Annotated in this window: 14 protein-coding genes; 2 read left to right on the plus strand and 12 right to left on the minus strand. The window is 71.9% G+C overall.

Annotated features, from left to right (window positions below; translation table 11 throughout):
- Positions 1-5: 5 nt before the first annotated feature.
- From HEQ75_RS20065 to HEQ75_RS20075, 3 genes are read right to left on the minus strand one after another with little or no spacing between them, the layout of a single operon-like run.
- Positions 6-881 (minus strand): ABC transporter permease, encoded by an 876-nt coding sequence (locus HEQ75_RS20065; RefSeq protein ID WP_168033903.1) that lies wholly within the window; start codon positions 879-881, stop codon positions 6-8.
- Positions 878-1888: an ABC transporter permease gene (locus tag HEQ75_RS20070; RefSeq protein ID WP_168033904.1), complete on the minus strand. Its 1011-nt coding sequence runs from the start codon at positions 1886-1888 to the stop codon at positions 878-880. Before HEQ75_RS20070 ends, HEQ75_RS20065 begins: the two co-directional genes overlap by 4 nt.
- The gene (locus tag HEQ75_RS20075) at positions 1888-3471 is read right to left on the minus strand and encodes an ABC transporter substrate-binding protein (protein WP_168033905.1); all 1584 of its coding nucleotides are present in this window, start codon (positions 3469-3471) and stop codon (positions 1888-1890) included. The genes HEQ75_RS20070 and HEQ75_RS20075 overlap by 1 nt, the downstream gene beginning before the upstream one ends.
- 67 nt (positions 3472-3538) lie before the next feature.
- Between HEQ75_RS20075 and HEQ75_RS20080 the strand changes: the two genes are divergently transcribed.
- Positions 3539-5296, plus strand: a complete 1758-nt coding sequence (locus HEQ75_RS20080) for an N-acyl-D-amino-acid deacylase family protein (protein ID WP_209318670.1) — start codon at positions 3539-3541, stop codon at positions 5294-5296.
- Between the two features lie 7 nt (positions 5297-5303).
- Here HEQ75_RS20080 and HEQ75_RS20085 read toward each other — a convergent pair whose 3' ends face one another.
- Positions 5304-6038, minus strand: coding sequence for an N-formylglutamate amidohydrolase (locus HEQ75_RS20085; RefSeq protein WP_168033906.1), 735 nt, complete (start codon positions 6036-6038; stop codon positions 5304-5306).
- Positions 6022-6831: a transglutaminase-like domain-containing protein gene (locus tag HEQ75_RS20090; protein ID WP_168033907.1), complete on the minus strand. Its 810-nt coding sequence runs from the start codon at positions 6829-6831 to the stop codon at positions 6022-6024. The genes HEQ75_RS20085 and HEQ75_RS20090 overlap by 17 nt, the downstream gene beginning before the upstream one ends.
- 220 nt (positions 6832-7051) lie before the next feature.
- Here HEQ75_RS20090 and HEQ75_RS20095 point away from each other — a divergent pair, with 220 nt between their 5' ends.
- Positions 7052-8128, plus strand: a complete 1077-nt coding sequence (locus tag HEQ75_RS20095) for a GlxA family transcriptional regulator (RefSeq protein ID WP_168033908.1) — start codon at positions 7052-7054, stop codon at positions 8126-8128.
- Here HEQ75_RS20095 and HEQ75_RS20100 read toward each other — a convergent pair.
- The 7 genes from HEQ75_RS20100 to HEQ75_RS20130 are packed head-to-tail and all read right to left on the minus strand — an operon-like array spanning position 8103 to position 18267.
- Complete coding sequence (locus tag HEQ75_RS20100; RefSeq protein WP_168033909.1) at positions 8103-8690, minus strand: amino acid synthesis family protein; 588 nt, start codon at positions 8688-8690, stop codon at positions 8103-8105. The genes HEQ75_RS20095 and HEQ75_RS20100 overlap by 26 nt on opposite strands.
- A complete protein-coding gene (locus tag HEQ75_RS20105) occupies positions 8687-9535 on the minus strand; it encodes a UPF0280 family protein (RefSeq protein ID WP_168033910.1) in 849 nt (282 codons plus the stop codon). The genes HEQ75_RS20100 and HEQ75_RS20105 overlap by 4 nt, the downstream gene beginning before the upstream one ends.
- 3 nt (positions 9536-9538) lie before the next feature.
- Positions 9539-11029 (minus strand): 6-hydroxynicotinate reductase, encoded by a 1491-nt coding sequence (locus HEQ75_RS20110; RefSeq protein ID WP_168033911.1) that lies wholly within the window; start codon positions 11027-11029, stop codon positions 9539-9541.
- A complete protein-coding gene (locus HEQ75_RS20115; RefSeq protein WP_209318671.1) occupies positions 11026-13725 on the minus strand; it encodes a molybdopterin-dependent oxidoreductase in 2700 nt (899 codons plus the stop codon). The genes HEQ75_RS20110 and HEQ75_RS20115 overlap by 4 nt, the downstream gene beginning before the upstream one ends.
- Positions 13722-14570 carry an FAD binding domain-containing protein gene (locus tag HEQ75_RS20120; RefSeq protein ID WP_168033912.1) on the minus strand — a complete coding sequence of 283 codons (849 nt, stop codon included), beginning with the start codon at positions 14568-14570 and terminating at the stop codon, positions 13722-13724. Before HEQ75_RS20120 ends, HEQ75_RS20115 begins: the two co-directional genes overlap by 4 nt.
- Positions 14567-16240: a hydantoinase B/oxoprolinase family protein gene (locus HEQ75_RS20125; RefSeq protein ID WP_168033913.1), complete on the minus strand. Its 1674-nt coding sequence runs from the start codon at positions 16238-16240 to the stop codon at positions 14567-14569. The genes HEQ75_RS20120 and HEQ75_RS20125 overlap by 4 nt, the downstream gene beginning before the upstream one ends.
- The gene (locus HEQ75_RS20130) at positions 16237-18267 is read right to left on the minus strand and encodes a hydantoinase/oxoprolinase family protein (protein WP_168033914.1); all 2031 of its coding nucleotides are present in this window, start codon (positions 18265-18267) and stop codon (positions 16237-16239) included. The genes HEQ75_RS20125 and HEQ75_RS20130 overlap by 4 nt, the downstream gene beginning before the upstream one ends.
- Between the last annotated feature and the right edge of the window lie 3 nt (positions 18268-18270).

Genomic DNA, 18270 nt, shown 5'->3' on the forward strand with positions numbered 1-18270 from the left:
GCGGATCATCGCGTCGCCGCCTTCCGGCGGGGGTCGAGCATGTCCTGCATCCCGTCGCCCAGCATGTTCAGCCCCAGCACCATCAGGATCAGCGCCAGGCCCGGGAAGATGCCGACCCACCATTGGCCGGTGACGAGATACTCCGCACCCTGGCGGATCATGGCGCCCCATTCCGGCGTCGGCGGCTGGATGCCGACCCCGAGGAAGGCCAGCGTCGCGGAAATCCGCACGGCCCAGGCCGCGCGCACCGCGGTCTGCGCCATGGCGCCCTGGATGGCGTTGGGCAGGATGTGCACGAACAGGATGCGCCAGGTGGGATTGCCGGCGGCGACGGCGGATTCCACGAAGGTGGAGCCGCGCAGCGCGATCACCTCCGCCCGCACCACGCGGGCGAAGACCGGACTGTCCAGGAAGCCGATCACCAGCACCACGTTCAGCAGCGAAGGCCCGGCGGCGGCCACCACGGCGAGTGCCAGGATGATGGAGGGAAACACGCGCAGCGCGTCGAAGCCGCGCATCATGATCTCGTCCGGCCAGCCGCCGCGATAGCCGGTGTAGAGGCCAAGCGGCACGCCCGCCAGCAGCCCCACCAGCACCGCCGGGATGGCGATGCCGAAGGCCCAGCCGGCGCCGGCGATGACGCGGGACAGCACATCCATGCCGTTGCCATCGGTGCCGAAGGGATGCGCCCCGCCCGGCGGCGCCAGCACGTTGCGCGGCTGCGCCAGCACCGGGTCGTAGGGCGTGAGCCAGGGGGCGAGGATCGCCATCAGCGCGAAGCCCAGCAGGATGGCCGCGCCGATCGCCAGCGTCGGGCTGCGCCGGGTGATGCCGGCGATGCGCAGCGCCCAGCGCGGCGGGGCGGCGACGGTGGCGCTCATGGTGCCGCCCCGGCGCGTGGCTCGGTCAGCAGGACGAAGACGTCCACCACCAGGAACACCAGCACGGAGAACAGCGCCAGCACCAGCACATAGCCCTGCACCACGGCGAAATCCCCGGCAATGATGGCCGACAGCCCGTATTGCCCGAGCCCGCCCCAGGCGAAGACGTATTCGATGAGCGAGGTGGTGCCGACCAGCCCGGTGATCTCCGTGCCGATGAAGGTCACCACCGGCGTCATGCTGTTGCGCAGGGCCATGGCGCGGATCTGCCGGTCGGGCAGCCCCTGCGCGCGGGCGTAGCGGATGTAGTCCGAGGCCAGCACCTCCAGCGCGATCGCCCGCGTCTGCTTGATGATCGGCGCGGCGGCGATGATGGCCACGCACAGCACGGGCAGGACCAGCTGGGCGAAGGCGGACCCGGCCGCCTCCCAATCCGCCGCCAGCAGCCCGTCGATCAGGTAGCTGCCGGTGACGCGGTCCGGCGGCGTCAGGAACAGGTCGATCCGCCCCATGCCCGGCGGCGCCCAGCCCAGCAGGTAGAAGAAGACGAAGAGCATGATGAGGCCGAGCCAGTAGGTCGGCACGGAAAACCCGAGCAGCGACAGGAAGCGGGTGACCTGGTCGAAGCCGCCATCCGGGCGGAAGGCGGCGCGCAGCCCGGCAGGGATGCCGATGCCGGCGCCGATCAGCACGCCCCAGAACAGCAGTTCGATCGTCGCCGGCGCACGGTCCAGGATCTCCTCCAGCACCGGCCGGTTGCTGAGCCAGCTCTGGCCCAGATCGCCCTGCAGGACGCGGCCGAAATAGACGCCGAACTGCACCCAGACCGGCTGGTCCAGCGCCAGGGAGGCGCGGACCAGGGCGATTTCCTCGGTCGTCGCGGTGGGGCCGGCCAGCAGCCCCACCGGGTCGCTGCCGCTGATGCGCACCAGCAGGAAGGTGAACAGCAGGATCACCGCCAGCAGCGGCACCACCAGAGCCAGGCGCCGGCCGAGCAGCCCGGCCATCAGCCCACCTTCAGGTCGTACCAGCGCTCATGGTCGTCCGGATGCGGGCACCAGCCGGAGATGTTGGGCGCCATCGCCTCCCACACGCTGGGGTAGACGGTGACGATCCAGGGCGCCTCCTCCATCCACAGCGCCTGCGCCTGGCGCATCAGCTCGTTGCGCCGCGGCACGTCCAGGCTCTGCCGCGCCTCGTCGATCAGCGCATCCATGCGCGGGTCGGCGAAGCGGGCGCGGTTGGAAACGCCACGCGAATGCGCCAGCAGGTAGGTGGTGTAGACCGGGTCCAGCACGATGGGCCCGTCCTCAAAGGCGAACATCGGCATGTCCTGCCGCGCCGGGGCGCCGCGCGCGCGCATGTCGCTGTCGCTGATGCGCACCGCGCGCGCCTTCACGCCGATGGCCTGCAGCTGCGAGGCCACCTGGATGGACAGCGCCTCCTCCCAGTTGAAGATCTGGCTGTAGAAGATCTCCAGCTCCTGGCTGAAGTCGAAATTCGCCTGCGCCAGCAGCGCCTTGGCCTTCGCCGGGTCGTGGTCGTAGCTGAAGGCGCTGGGGTCGTAGCCGGCGACGATGGGCGGGATGATGGACCGCGCCTGCTCGGCCAGGCCGAAATAGACGCCCTGGATCAGCGCCTGCTTGTCCACCGCGTAGTTCAGCGCCTGCCGCACCAGCTTGTTGTCGAAGGGCTTGAAGCGCAGGTTCATGCGGATGGAGGAGATGGTACGGCCGAAGCTGTCCTGCGCCTTCACCCTTCGGTCGGACCGCAGCTCCGCCACCTGCTGCAGCAGCGGCCGGTGGATCCACTGAACCTGGCCGCTGCGCAGCAGCGTGATGCGGGACGCGGCGGAGGGCACGGCACGGAAGATCACGCGGTTGAAATGCGGTTCCTCCCGGAAGTAGTTCGGGTTCGCCACGAAGATCGCCTGCTCGCCGGCGCGCAGCGTCTCCAGGTGATAGGCGCCGAAGCCGGCGGTGTGGCTTTCCATCCACTTCAGGCCCCAGGGGTCCTCGGCGGTGGCGTGCTTCTTCACCTCCGTGCTGTCGTAGATGCCGGGCACATACAGCGTCAGCGCGGAAAGCAGGATCAGGCTGGGGGCGGAGAGCGTGAACACCACCTCGTAGCGCGATTGCGCCTTCACGGCGGTGACGTTGGCGACATTGGCGATGAAATTGCCGGTGCGGCGCTGGGCGAAGGACTTGGCCCAGCTCCATTCCACATCGGCGGCCGTCAGCTCGTTGCCATAGGGGCTCTTCACGCCCTGGCGCAGCTTGAATACCCAGCTCTTGCCATCGGCGGAGCTGGTCCAGCTTTCCGCCAGATGGCCCTCGATCACGTCCGGGTTCAGGTAGGGGCGGCCGTTGCGCAGGGTGCGGCCGTAGCGGGTGAGCCCCTCATAGACCTGCACCACCACTTCCTGCGTGCCGGGGCGCAGCGCGTCACCGTCGAAGCCCTCCGGCGCGCCGGGGGCGGCCAGCAGCAGCGTGCGGCCGCCACGCTGGGCCAGCACCGCGGGGGCGCCGAGGGACGATCCGGCGGCGAGCGCCGCGGTGCCGAGCAGGAGGTCGCGCCGTTCGATGGTCATGACATTGTGGTCCCTTCTTCGCCCCGGGCGCATTGACACCGCTCCCGCCGAAGATTTCAAGTCTGGGATGCAACTGCGCTGGCAGGCGCATCTCAGCCAGAGGGGCCCCTTCATGCACGACCTCGTCATCCGCGGCGGCACCATCGTGGACGGCACCGGCCAGCCCGCCTTCACCGGCGACCTGGCGATCGATGGCGACCGCATTGCCCAGGTCGGCGGCAAGGCCGGGCCGGGGCGGCGGGAGGTGCAGGCCGAGGGAAGGCTGGTGACGCCGGGCTGGGTGGACGTCCACACCCACTACGATGGCCAGGCCACCTGGGACCCGGTGCTGGCGCCCTCCGTCTGGCACGGCGCCACCACGGTGCTGTTCGGCAATTGCGGCGTCGGCTTCGCGCCGGTCCGCCAGCGCGACCACAAGGCGCTGATCGATCTGATGGAAGGGGTGGAGGACATCCCCGGCATCACCCTGACCGAGGGGCTGAAGTGGAACTGGGAAAGCTTCCCGGAATACCTGGACGTGCTCGGCTCCATGCCGCGCACCATCGATGTCGGCGCCCAGATCGCCCACCACCCGCTGCGCGTCTATGTGATGGGCGAGCGCGGGCTGAACCGCCAGGCCGCCACGGCGGAGGACATGGAGGCGATGGCGACGCTGACGGAGCAGGCGCTGCGCGCCGGCGCCTTCGGCTTCACCACCTCCCGCACCGACCAGCACAAGACGCCGACCGGCGATCTGGTGCCCGGCCGCTATGCGGAGGAGAAGGAATTGCTGGCCATCGGCCGCGCCATGGGCCGCGCCGGCCGCGGCACCTTCGGCATGCTGTCAGATTTCGAGGATGAGACAGCCGATTTCCGCTGGATGCGGGAATTCGCCGCGCTCTCCGGCCGCCCGGTGTGGTTCCTGCTGACCGACCGCAACTACGACCCGAAGCGCTGGCGCCGGCTGATGGCGGGCGTCGTGGCGGCGCGGGCGGAAGGCCTGCCGCTGTCCGCGCAGGTGGCCTCCCGCCCCGTCGGGCTGATCCTCGGCCTCACCACCTCGCTGAACCCTTTTGCCCTGCGCGAGGGCTTCCATGAACTGGCGAACCTGCCGCCGGCGGAACAACTGACGAAGCTTCGGGAGCCGGCGGTTCGGGCAAAAATCCTGGCGGAGGAGGCCTCGGCGCGGCTGCTGCATGTGGTGCCGCCGCTGTCGCGGCAGATCGCCACGCGCTGGGACAACATGTTCGCCCTCGGCGACCCGCCGGACTACGAGCCGCCGCCGGAACGCTCCATCGCCGCGCTGGCCGCGAAGGCCGGGCAGGATCCGGTTGCCTTCTGCTACGACTACCTGACCGGCGGCGATGGCGGGCGGATGCTGTATTTCCCCGTGGTCAACTACGTCGGCGGCGACCTGTCCGTGGTGCGGGAGATGATGGTCCATCCGCACACGGTGAACGGGCTGTCCGATGGCGGCGCGCATTGCGGCGTGATCTGCGACGCCTCCATGCCGACCTTCATGCTGACCCATTGGGTGCGCGACCGCGCGCGCGGGGACCGCGTGCCGCTGGAATTCGCCGTGCAGCGGCAGACCAGCGAGACGGCGGATTTCTTCGGCATGACCGATCGCGGCCGGCTGCAGGTGGGCAAGAAGGCCGATGTGAACGTCATCGACCTCGCCGCCCTGCGCCTGCACCACCCGGAGATGATCTACGACCTGCCCGCCGGCGGCCGCCGGCTGGTGCAGCGCGTCGATGGCTACGACATGACCATCGTCTCCGGCCAGCCGATCATGGAGAAGGGGCAGGAGACCGGCGCACGGCCGGGGCGGCTGGTGCGCGGCTGAGGCCGATTCACCGCAGCAGCGGCCGGATCACCCCCGCCAGGCGCAGCGCCCAGGATTCGATGCCGGCCGGGCTGCCCAGCAGGTCCTGCCGCACCTCGATCAGCGCGGCGGGGATGCCGCGCGCATCGCCATGCACGGGCACGGTGAAATCCATCTCGGGCTCGATGCGGTAGGGCTCGTTGTCACCCACCGTCAGCGCCGGGTCGGCGCGCAGCCCGGCGATCAGCGCGGCGCCGAAATCCGTCGCCGCGCCGTACAGCACGCCGGCCTGCCAGGGCCGCGCCGCGCCCAGGAACACCGGGGTGAAGCTGTGCACGCCCAGCAGCCAGCGCCGCCCCGGCAGCATCGCCGCCACCTGCTGCTGGAAGGGGGTGAAGAAAAGCGCCTCGCGTTCCGCCGCCGCCGCCGCCGGCAACGCCTGGTTGCCCGGGATGTCGGTGGCCTCGCTGCGGGCGGGGATGCTGCTGGGCACGCCCGGCGGGCGGTTGCAGTCGATCAGCAGGCGCGAATAGCCGGACAGCACCAGCGGCGCGTCCAGCAGCGCCGCCAGCCGCCCGGCCAGCGCCGCGGCGCCGATGTCCCAGGCGATGTGGCGCTGCAATGCCGCCGGTGGCAGCCCCAGCGCGTGGTAGCGGGCGGGGATGTGGTTGCTGGCGTGTTCGCACACCAGCAGCAGCGGCGCGGCGCCGCCAGGATTCACCAGGCTGGCGGCCGGCGGATCCGGTTCAGCCCGTGATTTCATCCGTCACCACCTCGAAGCCGGCCAGGGTGCAGGGACCGAAGGTGGTGGCGATGGCGACGTCCGTCGCATCCCGCCCGCGCGCCATCAGGATGCGGCCGATGCGCGGGGTGTTGTTGCGCGCATCGAAGGTGTGCCAGGCGCCGTCCAGATACACCTCGAACCAGGCGGCGAAATCCATCGGGCCATAGGGCGGCGGCATGCCGATATCGCCGAGGTAGCCGGTGCAGTAGCGGGCCGGGATGTTCACGCAGCGGCACAGGGTCACCGCCAGATGCGCGAAGTCGCGGCAGACGCCCACCTTCTCCCGGTGCGCGTCGGCGGCGCTGCGGGTGGCGCTGGCCTGCATGTAGTCGAAGGTGATGTGGTTGTGCGCGAAGTCGCAGATCGCCTGCACCCGGTCCCAGCCGGTGGGGCCCTGGCCGAACCTGGCCCAGGCGAAATCGGCCAGCTTGTCGGTGTCGCAGTAGCGGCTGCCCAGCAGGTAGACCAGCGCCTCGTCCGGCAGCGCCTCCACCGGGTGCTGCCGCGCCGCGCGGTGCACCGGGTCCGTGGCGCCGGAATCCTGCACCTCGAAGCGGGTGTGGATCGCCAGCCGCCCGGCGGGGGCGACGATGCGCGTGCAGGTATTGCCGAAGCCGTCCAGATAATCCCGCGACGGCACCGGCGGGTCGAAGCGCAGCGCGTGCGGGCCCAGCAGATCCGGCAGGCGGGAGGGGTGCGGGGAGATCATCAGCAGCATCGGGGTCGGCTGGGGGCAGTCGTAGGTGATCTGGCAGCCGGCGCGGATGCGCATGCTGGACTCCTTTCCAATGGTCGCGGACGGAACACCGTCAACGGAATGATGTGGCCAGGGTTGCACATCCGGCGTCCCGGCGCGCGCCTGGTGTCGGCAGGCCCGGTGCGCCGATCAAGAGGTTGACAATGAAGGCTTGCTACCGAGCGCCGACATGACCCTCAACCAGCCTACCCTTGGTAGACAGAGCGCCGGCCACGCGCCACCATTGCGCGACATCATGCCGAGCACGACGCGCCGCCGCTTCCCCGCTTCCGGCCCACCCGACCCGCGCGGCCCGGTGCAACGGGACGCCTTGCGGCTGGTGCAGGCAGCGGGGCAGCGCCCGCAGCGCATCGGCTTCCTGCTGATCCCCGGCTTCGCCATGCTGGCCTATGCCTGTGCCATGGAACCGCTGCGCGGCGCCAACGACCTGGCGGAGACCGAGTTGTACCACTGGGTGCATGTCTCCCCGGACGGGCTGCCGGTGCGCGCTTCCAATGGCGTGTCCATCGTCGCCGACCAGGGCATCGACCAGCCGGGCCAGGTGGATTGGCTGTTCGTCTGCGCCGGCGGCAACCCGGCCGCCTTCGACGACCCCGCGACCCTCGCCTGGCTGCGCGCCCAGGCGGCGCGCGGCATCCGGCTCGGCGGCGTCTCCGGCGGCCCCTATATCCTGGCGCGCGCCGGGCTGCTGGAGGGACACCGCTGCACGGCGCATTGGGAATACATTCCCGCAATGACGGAGCGCTTCCCCAACCTGCTGCTGACGCGGTCGCTGTACGAGGTGGACCGCGACCGCTGCACCGCCTCCGGCGGCACCGCCGCGCTCGACATGATGCTGGCGCTGATCGAGGTGCAGCATGGCCGGCCGCTGTCCCGCGCCGTGGCCGACTGGTTCCTGCACACCAGGCAGCGCGCCGGCGACGAACCGCAGCGCATGGGCCTGCGCGAGCGCTACGACACCGGCCATGCCAGCCTGCTGGCGGTGCTGGAACGGATGGAACAGGCCATCGAGGACCCGCTGCCGCGGGAGGCCCTGGCCCGCCTCGCCGGGCTTTCGGTGCGGCAGCTGGAACGCATCTTCCGCAGCCATCTGGGCCGCACCATCGGCGCCCACTACCTGGGCCTGCGGCTGGACCATGCGCGCCGCCTGCTGCAGCAGACGCCGCTCTCGGTGCTGGAGGTGGCGATGGCCTGCGGCTTCGTCAGCGCGGCGCATTTCTCCCGCGCCTATGCCGCGCGCTTCAGCCGTTCCCCCCGCCAGGACCGGGCGGGCGTGCCCAGGAAGCTCAGCGCTGACCGTCCCAGCGGCTGATCTCCGCCTGCGCCAGGCCGCCGACGCGGGCATGCGGGCGGCCACCGGTGGTCATCGCCAGGGCGAACAGGATCTCCTCCGGCCGCGGCGCATCCGGCACCACGGCGGTGATGCCGTCGAAATGGCTGCGCACATAGGCGGCGTTGCGGTGGTGGATGGGCAGGTCCAGCAGCGCGCCCATGGGCCCCACCTTGGTCATCGACGGCACGATGGACAGCGCCTGCCCCAGCAGCCCGCGCATCGCGTAGCCGCCCGCCACATGCCACAGCGCGCCGTGCTCCAACTCCCCGGCCGCGCCCACCAGGCCGCCCTTGCCATAGGCCTCGATCCGCGCCGGATCGCCGCCCAGCCCGGCCAGCAGCTTTTCCGCCACCATCAGGCCGATGGGCTTCATCGCCTCCATCATCCACATCAAGTCGGGCTCGTAGCGCCCGGCGAAGGGGTTGCGGAGGATGACGGCGCACCAGCCCTTCAGCACCGGCGTGGCCAGCTTCGGGCCGCCATCATGGCGCACCTCCTCCACGCAGAGCACGGTCTTGCGGATGTCGAGGCTATCGGTCACGGCGATGTCTCCAGGGCAAGCGGGTGGCCGACGAGGCGGTGGCGCCCGGCCAGCCGCAGGGCAGCGGCACGGATCAGGCCCCGCGCGCGGAAATCCTCGGCACGAAGGGCGCCTTCGGCCAGCGCCGCGTCGATCTCGGCGGCCGAGAGGGGGCCGACCGCAACCGTCACCGGCCGGGTGCCCAGGTCGCTGTCCGGGTCCAGGGCCTCGGCCGGCCGGCGGGCAATGGCGGGGCTCGGCACATCCACGGCATTGGCGACCAGCGTCGCCGCCGCATCCGCCGTCGCGGCATCGGCGGCCAGCACGGTCACGGCGTCCGCAATGCCGAGCGAGAAGGACCGGCCATGCCGGCCGGAGGTCGCGATGCCGCCCACGCCGTCCGCCTGGCGCAGCAGGACCCCGCCATCGAAGCCGCCCGCCGGCCCCTGCGCCAGGCCGATGCGCAGGCCCTCCCCGGGCAGGATCGCGATGTCGCCGCCATCATTGACGAAGGCGCGGTCGAGCCCCGGTGCCGCGGCGCGCATCGCCGCCAGCAGCGCATCCGCCACCGCGCCAGCCACCGCTGCCATCGGCGTGACGAAGATCCCGAGCGCGCCGAAGGGCCGGCAGGCGGCCTGCATGCGCCGCGCGACGGCGCCCAGCGGCAGGGCGCCGACCGGCCGGCGCAGCAGCGGCAATTCGGCCGCGAGGCCGGGCAGGATGGCGGGGAAGGCCGCGATGGCCGCCTCCTCCGCCGCCCGCACCGCGCCGGGCGGCCCCCAGGCGCGCAGCACCACGTCGATCGGTCCCTGCTGCAGGTGCAGCCGCCCGCCTTCCAGCCGCTGCACGACCGGCGGCGCGTACACCGGTCAGCCGTTCGGGAAGGGCCAGGGATTGGCCGGGCGCCAATCCTCCACCCGCAGCGAAGGCCCCAGGCCGCGCAGCAGGTCCTGCACCGGCACGATCTCCGCCATGTGTCCGCCGAGCCGTTGATACAGCGCGCGCGGCAGGGTGAACTCGATGGGCGCCACCAGGGCCGGCGTCGGCACATAGCCGAAGGCGCGCTTCGGCAGCCGCAGCACATCGGCCATGATGGTGATGCCGCCGCCCGGCCAAAGATACACGGGCGCGCCGCCCATGGTCACCCGCGTCTCCCCCGCCGCCACGCTGCGCGTCAGCAGCACCGGGTTTTCCGTCACCCCGGCGCGCAGCGACCCGCCGGCGCCGGCCATGAACACCACGCTGCACAGCGAAGGCTCGCAATTCTCGCCGATCCGCGCCACGACGCGGGCGACGGCTTCGGGCATCGCCGCCGGCACCGGGCGCAGCGCCGCATCCAGCACGCACCACAGCGCATCCTCCCCGGTGGTGGAGGTCAGCAGCAGGCGCAGGCCGGGCCAGGCGGTCTTCGGGTCAATGGATTCGATAATGGCCAGCGGATCGGTGATGTCCGTGCCGCCCCAGCCGAGCCCGGGATTGGCCACCTGGAAATACCGCCCGGGCGTGGAGCGCCGGCCGCGCACGCGGATGCCGGCGGGGCGCATGCCCAGCACCTTGCCGGCCTGGTGTTCGGACAGCACGCCGGTGATGTGGTCGTCCACCACGATCACCTCATCCGCATGGCCCAGCCATTGCTGCGCGAAGATGCCCACGGTGGCGCTGCCGCAGCCGACGCGCATGCGCTCCTCCGGCCGTCCATCCACCACCGGCGCCTGGCCGGCCTGCACCCGCACCGCATGGCCGCCATCGATGGTGAGGTCCACCGCCTCGCCCTCGCACAGCGTCAGCAGCGCCTCGCAGGTGGTGGTGCCCTCGCGCTTGGAGCCGCCGGTGAGGTGCCGGACCCCGCCGAGGGAGAGCATCTGGCTGCCATATTCGGCGGTGGTCACATGCCCCACCTGTTCGCCCTTCAGGCGCACCGGCGCGGCTTCCGGGCCGAGGTGGCGGTCCGTGTCGATCTTCACCTTCACGCCGCAATAGCTGAAGATCCCCTCCGTCACGATGGTGACGGTATCCACCCCGGCATGCTCGGCGCCGACGATGAAGGGCGCCGGCTTGTAGTCCGGATAGGTGGTGCCGGCGCCGATGCCGGTGACGAAGGCGCGCGCGGGATCGAGGATCTGCCCGTCCCAGCCGCCTTCCGCGAAGGCCACCACCGGCCCGCCCGTCTCCACCGCGCGCGCCAGGGTTAGGGCCGGGTCCGTGCGCACCAGGTGCCCGCCCTCATTGGCGTAGCGGGCGCAGGCGCCGGCCCGGCCGGGGCGGATGCGGCACAGCACCGGGCAGGCGTCGCAGCGCAGCACGCCGGCATCGCCTTCCGCCGCGCCGAATTTCAGGGACCGTGCGGCCAGGTCGCTCATCGCAGCGCCTCCCACAGCCGATGCGGCAGCACCGGCACCTCGTGCAGCGTCACCCCGGTGGCGTGGCGGATGGCGGAGAGGATCGCCGGCGCGGTCGGCACCAGGGCGGGCTCGCCCACGCCCTTGGCACCATAGGGGCCTTCCGGCTCCGGGTCCTCCACCAGCCTCACCACGATCTCCGGCACGTCGCCGGCGGTGGGGATCAGGTAGTCGTGCAGGTTCTCGGTGCGGCCGGGCAGGAATTCCTCCATCAGCGCCAGGCCGAGGCCCTGGGCGATGCCGCCATGGATCTGGCCGAGCACCAGGGTCGGGTTCACGGCACGGCCGACATCCTGCGCCGCCACGATCCGCCGCACCTTCACCGTGCCCAGCGCCCGATCCACCGCCACCAGCGCGATCTGCGCGGCAAAGCCGTAGGTGGCATAGGGCGTGCCCTGGCCGTTCTCGTCGAGCGCCGTGGTCGGCGGGTCGTAGCGCCCTTCCGCTTCCAGGTCCGCATCCAGCGTCGCCAGGTCGATGACGCGCGCGGCGCCGACGCTGAGCCGCGTGCCCTCCAGCGCCAGCGCCGCATCCTCCCCGGCATTGGCCAGGGCCAGGATGCGCCGCCGCAGCGCCAGCCCCGTCTCCATCGCCGCGCGGCCACTCACGAAGGTCTGGCGGGAGGCGCTGGTCTTGCCGGCATCATGGGTCAGCGCCGTGTCGCCTAGCACGAAGCGGAACTGGTCAAGCGGAAGGCCCAGCGCATCGGCGCAGATCTGCGCGAGCACGGTGGTGCTGCCCTGGCCGATATCGACGGCGCCGTTGAACAGCGTCAGCCTGCCGTCGCGCCCCAGCACCAGCTTCATGCGGGAGGGGTTGGACATGCTGGTATTGCCACAGCCATACCACATGCAGGCAATGCCGGCGCCGAGCCTGAGGCGCGGCGCATCGGCGTTATGCGCGGCAACTTCCGCCAGCATCGCCTCCCAATCCGGCTTCAGCGCATCCAGGCATGCCGGCAGCCCGGCGGAGGCGTGCAGCACCTGGCCGGAATGGGTGGTGTCGCCGCGGCCGATGGCGTTGCGGCGGCGGATCTCCCAGCGATCCAGGCCCAGCTTCGCGGCCAGGTCGTCCACCAGCGATTCGGTGGCCAGGGCCGCCTGCGGCACGCCGAAGCCACGGAAGGCGCCGGCCGGGGTGTCGTTGGTGTAGATGGCGCGCGCACGGTTGCGCAGATGCGGGATGCGGTAGGGGCCGCCGGCGTGGACCGGCACGCGGTTGGCCACCGTGGTGCCCCAGCTGGCATAGGCGCCGGTGTTGAAATCCGCCTCGAAGGCGTAGCTGGTGAAGTGCCCTTCCGCATCCGCCGCCATCCGCGCGGTGATCGCCGCCGGGTGCCGCTTGGTGGTGCTGGCCATGCTCTCGGCGCGGGAATAGGTGATGCGCACCGGCCGGCCGAGGCGCCGCGCCGCCACTGCCAGCAGCGGCTGGATGGAGGCATCCAGCTTGCCGCCGAAGCCGCCGCCACAGGCGCTGGGGCGGATCCGCACCAGTTCCTCCGCCACGCCAAGCACCCGTGCGGTTTCCTCGCGGTCCATGTAGGGGGCCTGGGTGCAGGCGAAGACCTCCATGCCCGCCCCGTCCGGCGCCGGCACGGCGTAGCCGGCTTCCGGCTCGATATAGGCGTGCTCGACGAAGCCGGTGCGGAAATGGGTCTCGGCGGTGACCGCCGCCGGCGGCGCTTCCGTGCCGCGATTCAGCCTTCCCTCGATCAGCAGATTGCCCGGGGCGTGCGGGTGCAGTTGCGGCGCATCCGGCGCGCGGGCGGCTGCCGTGCCCTGCAGCGCCGGCAGGGGCTCCCACGCCACCGGCAGGTCGGCATCGCGCAGCGCGGCCAGGGCTGCGCGGCTGCCGACCAGGGCCAGCACCGCCTCGCCCCGGAAGCGCACATGCGCCTCCGCCAGTACCGGCTGGTCCTTCAGATGGGGCATGATGCCGAAGGCGTTGCTGCCCGGCACATCGGCGGCGGACAGGATCGCGGCGAGCCCCAGGCGCTGCCGCGCCGCCTCCAGGTCGCCGAGCGTGAAGCGCGCATGGGCGTGCGGGGAGCGCATAATGCGCAGCCACAGCGCGCCTTCCGGCGCTTCATCCGCGCCGAAGCGCTCCGTCCCGTCCAGCTTCGCCGCGCCATCCAGCCGGGCGATGGGCGCGCCCACCGCGGCCCCGGCCGGCGGCATTTCGCCGGCCGGCAGCAGGCCGCGCGAGGCCGCCTGCACCGCGTCCAGGATCTTCACATAGCCGGTGCAGCGGCACAGCACGCCGCCCAGCGCATCCTGCACCGCGGCACGGTCCGGCGCCGGGTCGCGCAGCAGCAGGTCGGTCGCCGCCATCAGCATGCCGGGGGAACAGATGCCGCATTGCGCCGCGCCATGCGCCAGGAAGGCGGCACGCAGCCGCGCCAGCAGCGCGCCCACCGCGCCATCCCGCGCCTCCACCGTCGCGATCTCCGCCCCCGCCGCCTGGGCGCTGGGCACCAGGCAGGCGCAGGCCTGGGCGCCGTCGATCAGCACCGTGCAGGCGCCGCAATCGCCGGCGTTGCAGCCTTCCTTCGTGCCGGTCAGGCCCAGCCCTTCCCGCAGCGTGTCGGACAGCGGCGCCATCGGGTCCACGCGGAAGCGGCGCGGCGCGCCGTTCAGGATGCAGGCGATCTCCATCATGGCGTGGGCATCCCGGCCAGCAGGTCGCGCAGCAGCACCAGCGCGGCATCGCGGCGATAGGCGGCGCTGGCGCGGATGTCGTCGATCGGCGCCAGGCCATCCAGATGCGCGGCCTGCGGCACCTGCGCGGCTTCGGCCAGCGTCACGCCGCGCAGTGCGGCTTCCAGCGCGGGCAGGCGCTGCGCCACGGCGGAACAGGCACCCAGCGCCAGCCGCGCGGTCCTGATGCGCCCCTGCCCGTCCAGCGCCACCACGCCGGCGGCCATGGCGATGGAGATCACCAAATAGCGCCGCGCGCCGAGCTTGCGGAAGCCGCCCTGGGCGCCATCCAGCCGCGGCACCTGCACCGCCACCAGCAATTCGTCCCGCCGCAGCGCCGTGGCACGATAGCCGGTGAGGAAATGTGCCAGGGGCAGGATGCGCCGCCCCTCGGCCGAGGCCAGTTCCACCTTCGCCGCCAGGGCCAGCAGGTTCGGAATGCCGTCCCCGGCGGGGGAGGCGGTGACCAGGTTGCCGGCCAGCGTGCCGCGATTCTGCACCTGTGCGCCGCCGACTTCCCGCGCCGCCTGGCACAGCCCGTCGAACAGCGGCGGCAGGCCGGCGCGCAGCAGGCCGGACCAGGTGACCAGGCAGCCGATGCGCCATCCGGTCTCCGTCGTCTCCACCCGGTTCAGGCCCGGGATGGCGCTGATATCCAGCACGTCCTGGCGCGGCGGGTCGCCCCAGGCCGCGCGGGCGGTGCGGGCGGGGATGATATCCGTGCCGCCGGCCAGCACCGCCACATCCGCGCCCGCGCGGATGGCCAGCGCCTGGTCCAGCGAGGCGGGGCGGTGATAGGCGCTCATCCCCACAGCGCCTTCGCCTGGTCCGCGGTATAGTAGCCGCGCCGCACGTCGCGTTCGACCAGCGCTGGGTCGCGCGCGCGCGGGTCGCCATAGCCGCCGCCGCCCGGCGTCATCACCTCCACCCGGTCGCCGGCGCGCAGATGCAGCCCCTGGTCCTTCGACAGGTGCAGCGGGATGGTGGTGGTGCCGCCACGGTGCAGCTTCACGACATTCTTGGCGCCCTCGCCGCCGCCCAGCACCCCGGGCGGGCCGAAGCGGCCATGGTCCATCACGAAGCTCGCCTTCGCCTCGCCGCGCAGCAGTTCCACCTCGTAATGCACGCCGAAGCCGCCGCGCTGCGCCCCGGCGCCGCCGGAGCCTTCATGGATGGCAAAACGCCTGAACAGGACAGGGAAATACTGCTCCATGACCTCCACGGGCGCGGTCTTGCTGATGCCGATGGTGGAGCAGCCATTGGTCAGCCCATCGGCTTCCGCCGTGCCGCCATAGCCGCCGCCGGTGATCTGATACATCACGTAGCCGGCGCCCCGCGCCGGGTCGAAGCCACCGAGCGCGAAATTGCCGGAGGTGCCGGCGGGTGCCGCCCAGACCTCCGCCGGCAGCGCCTCCGCGATGGCGAGGAACACCGCCTCCGCAATCCGCTGCGAGACTTCCGCCGCGCAGCCGGAGACCGGGCGCGGGTAGCGCGCATCGAGAAAAGTGCCCTCCGGCCGGATCACGCGCAGGGGTGCAAAAGTGCCGGCATTGATCGGCACCTCCGGGAAGATGTGCTTCATCGCCAGGTAGACGGCGGAACAGGTGGTGGCCCAGACGGAGTTCATCGGCCCCTGGCAGGGCGGCGAACTGTCCGAAAGGTCGAAGACCAGCTCATCCCCCTGCCGCGTGACGGTCAGCGCGATGCGCAGCGGCGCATCCACCACGCCATCCGAATCGACGAAGCTCTCCGCCGTGTAGACACCCGCCGGGATGCGGCGGATCTCGGCGCGCATGCGCTCCGCCGCGCGGTCGCGGATGCCGGCGATGGCGTCGCGCAGCGTCGCCAGGCCATGGCGGGCCACCATCTCCCCCAGCCGCTGTTCTCCCACCAGCAGCGCCGCGGCCTGCGCCTTGATGTCGCCGATGCGCTGGTCCGCCACCCGGATGTTGGACTGGATGATGGACAGGATCTCGCGGTCCAGCACGCCGCGCTTGAACAGCTTCACGGGCGGCAGGCGCAGGCCTTCCTGCTCCACCTCCGTCGCATGGGCCGAAAACCCGCCGGGCACCATGCCGCCGATATCGGGCCAGTGGCCGGTGTTCTGCAGCCAGCAGAACAATGTGCCGTCCACGAAGAAGGGCCGGCAGAAGCGCACATCCATCAGATGCGTGCCGCCCAGATAGGGGTCGTTGACGATGTAGATATCGCCCGGCTCCGGCGCCGCCACTGCGCCCTCGCCGATCAGCCGCACCAGATGCGCCGCGGAATGCGCCATGGTGCCGACGAAGACGGGCAGGCCCAACTCCCCCTGCGCGATCAGCGCGCCATCCTCCGCGGCATAGATCCCGTCCGAGCGATCGTCGGCTTCCGCGATCACCGGGGAGAAGGCGGCGCGGGAGAAGGTGATGTCCATCTCGTTGCAGACCTGCTGCAACCCGGCCTGGATCACCGCCAGGGTCAGCGCGTCGATCATGGCTGCACCGTGATGCGGAGGTTGCCGATGGCATCGACCACGGCCTCGGAGCGCGGCTCCAGCACCGTCGTCGCATCCGCCTGCTGGATGATGGCAGGGCCGGCGATGCGCGCGCCTTCCACCAGCCGCTCGCGCTGCCACACCGCGGCGCGATGCCAGGCGCCTTCGGCATAGAGGTCGCGCTCACCGACCAGCGCCTGCCCGTCGCGCGCCGCCGGATCCAGCAGCGCCGACAGGTCCAGCTGCCGGCGCCGGCCGATGACGGTGGTCGCCAGATTCACCAGCACGGCGCGGATTTCCGGCAGATGCACCTGGAACCGGGCGAAATAGGCGGCCTCGAAGGCCGCCTGGATCTCGGCGCGCGCCATGTCGGCGCGCGGCAGCGCCACGCGGATCAGATGCGTCTGGCCACGGAACTGCATCTCCGCGACATGCTGCACCTCCACCCGCTCCACCTCCGCCGCATCGGCCAGCACCAGCGCCGTGGCGCGGTCGCGCTGCGCCGTCAGCGTCTCCGTGATCTCCTCGGCGGCGATGTCGTCCAGCCCGCGGTTCAGCGTGTTCACCGCATCCTGGCGCAGATCCGCCACCAGGCAGCCCAGCGCATTGGTCAGGCCCGGCCGGGCTGGCACAAGCACCATCGGGATGCCGATCTCCCGCGCCAGCGCCACCGCATGCAGCGGCCCGGCGCCGCCGAAGGCGAACAGGCAGAAATCGCGCGGATCATGCCCGCGGGAGAGGGAGACCATGCGGATCGCGCCCGTCATGTGCACATTCGCCAGCCGCAGCACCGCCTCCGCCGCCGCTTCCACCGTGATGCCCAGCGGCGTGGCGAGGCTCTCGGCAAAGGCGTCGCGCAGGTGCTGCAGCGGCACCGGCGCCGCCACCGCCAGCAGCCGCGCCGGGTCCAGCCGGCCGAGCACCAGGTTGGCATCCGTGATGGTCGGCCGCGTGCCGCCGCGGCCGAAGCCGATCGGCCCCGGCAGGCTGCCCGCGCTTTCCGGCCCGACCCGGATCATCCCCGCCGCATCCAGCCCGGCGATGGAGCCGCCGCCGGCGCCCACCGTGCGCACATCCACCATCGGCAGGTGGATCGGCAGCCCATAGGCGATGGACAGCTCCGCCGAGACCTCCGGCACCCCGCCCGCGATCAGCGCCACATCGGTGGAGGTGCCGCCCATGTCGTAGGTGATGGCATTCGCCAGCCCGCTTTGGGCGAGCGTCGCGGCGGCGGCCATCACGCCCGAAGCCGGGCCGGACATCACCGTCTTCGCCGCATCCTTCGCGACGAGCCGCGCCGCCACGGTGCCGCCATTGCCGTTCATCACCAGCAGGTCGCGCCGGTGCCCCTGCGCCGCCAGCTGGTCCTGCAGGCGCGTGATGTAGCGGTCCAGCACCGGCTGCACCGCGGCGTTCACCGCGGCCGTGGTGCCGCGCTCGTATTCGCGGAATTCCGAGAGCAGTTCATGGCCGAGCGTGACATAGGCGTTGGGCCAGAGGGCGCGCGCGATCTCCCCGGCGCGGCGTTCATGCGCGGGGTTGGCGTAGGCGTGCAGGAAATGCACCACCAGCGCCTCCACCCCCTCCGCCAGCAGCGCACGCACCGCGCGGGCCACCGCTTCCTCGTCCAGCGGCGTCACCACGCCGCCGCGCGCATCCATGCGTTCCGCCACTTCGCGCCGCCATTCGCGCGGCACCAGCGGCTCGAACCCGCCCTTCAGCCCATAGGGGTGCGGGCGGGTGCGGCGGCCGAGTTCCAGCACATCGCGGAAGCCGGCGGTGGTGATGAGGCCCACCTTCGCCAGCTTGCGTTCCAGCACCGCATTGGTGGTGGCGGTGGTGCCGTGGATGATGAGGTCGAGCGCCGCCGGCGTGCTGCCCGCCGCGGCGATCGCCGCCAGCACGCCATCCGCCTGGTTCGCCGTGGTGGTCGGCACCTTCGCGAGGCGCACGCGCCCCGAGGCGTCCTGCAGCAGAAGGTCGGTGAAGGTGCCGCCGACATCGATGCCGGCCGTGACGCGCGCCATGGC

It is taken from the genome of Falsiroseomonas selenitidurans (genome assembly GCF_012103215.1).
Taxonomy (GTDB): Bacteria; Pseudomonadota; Alphaproteobacteria; order Acetobacterales; family Acetobacteraceae; genus Falsiroseomonas; species Falsiroseomonas selenitidurans.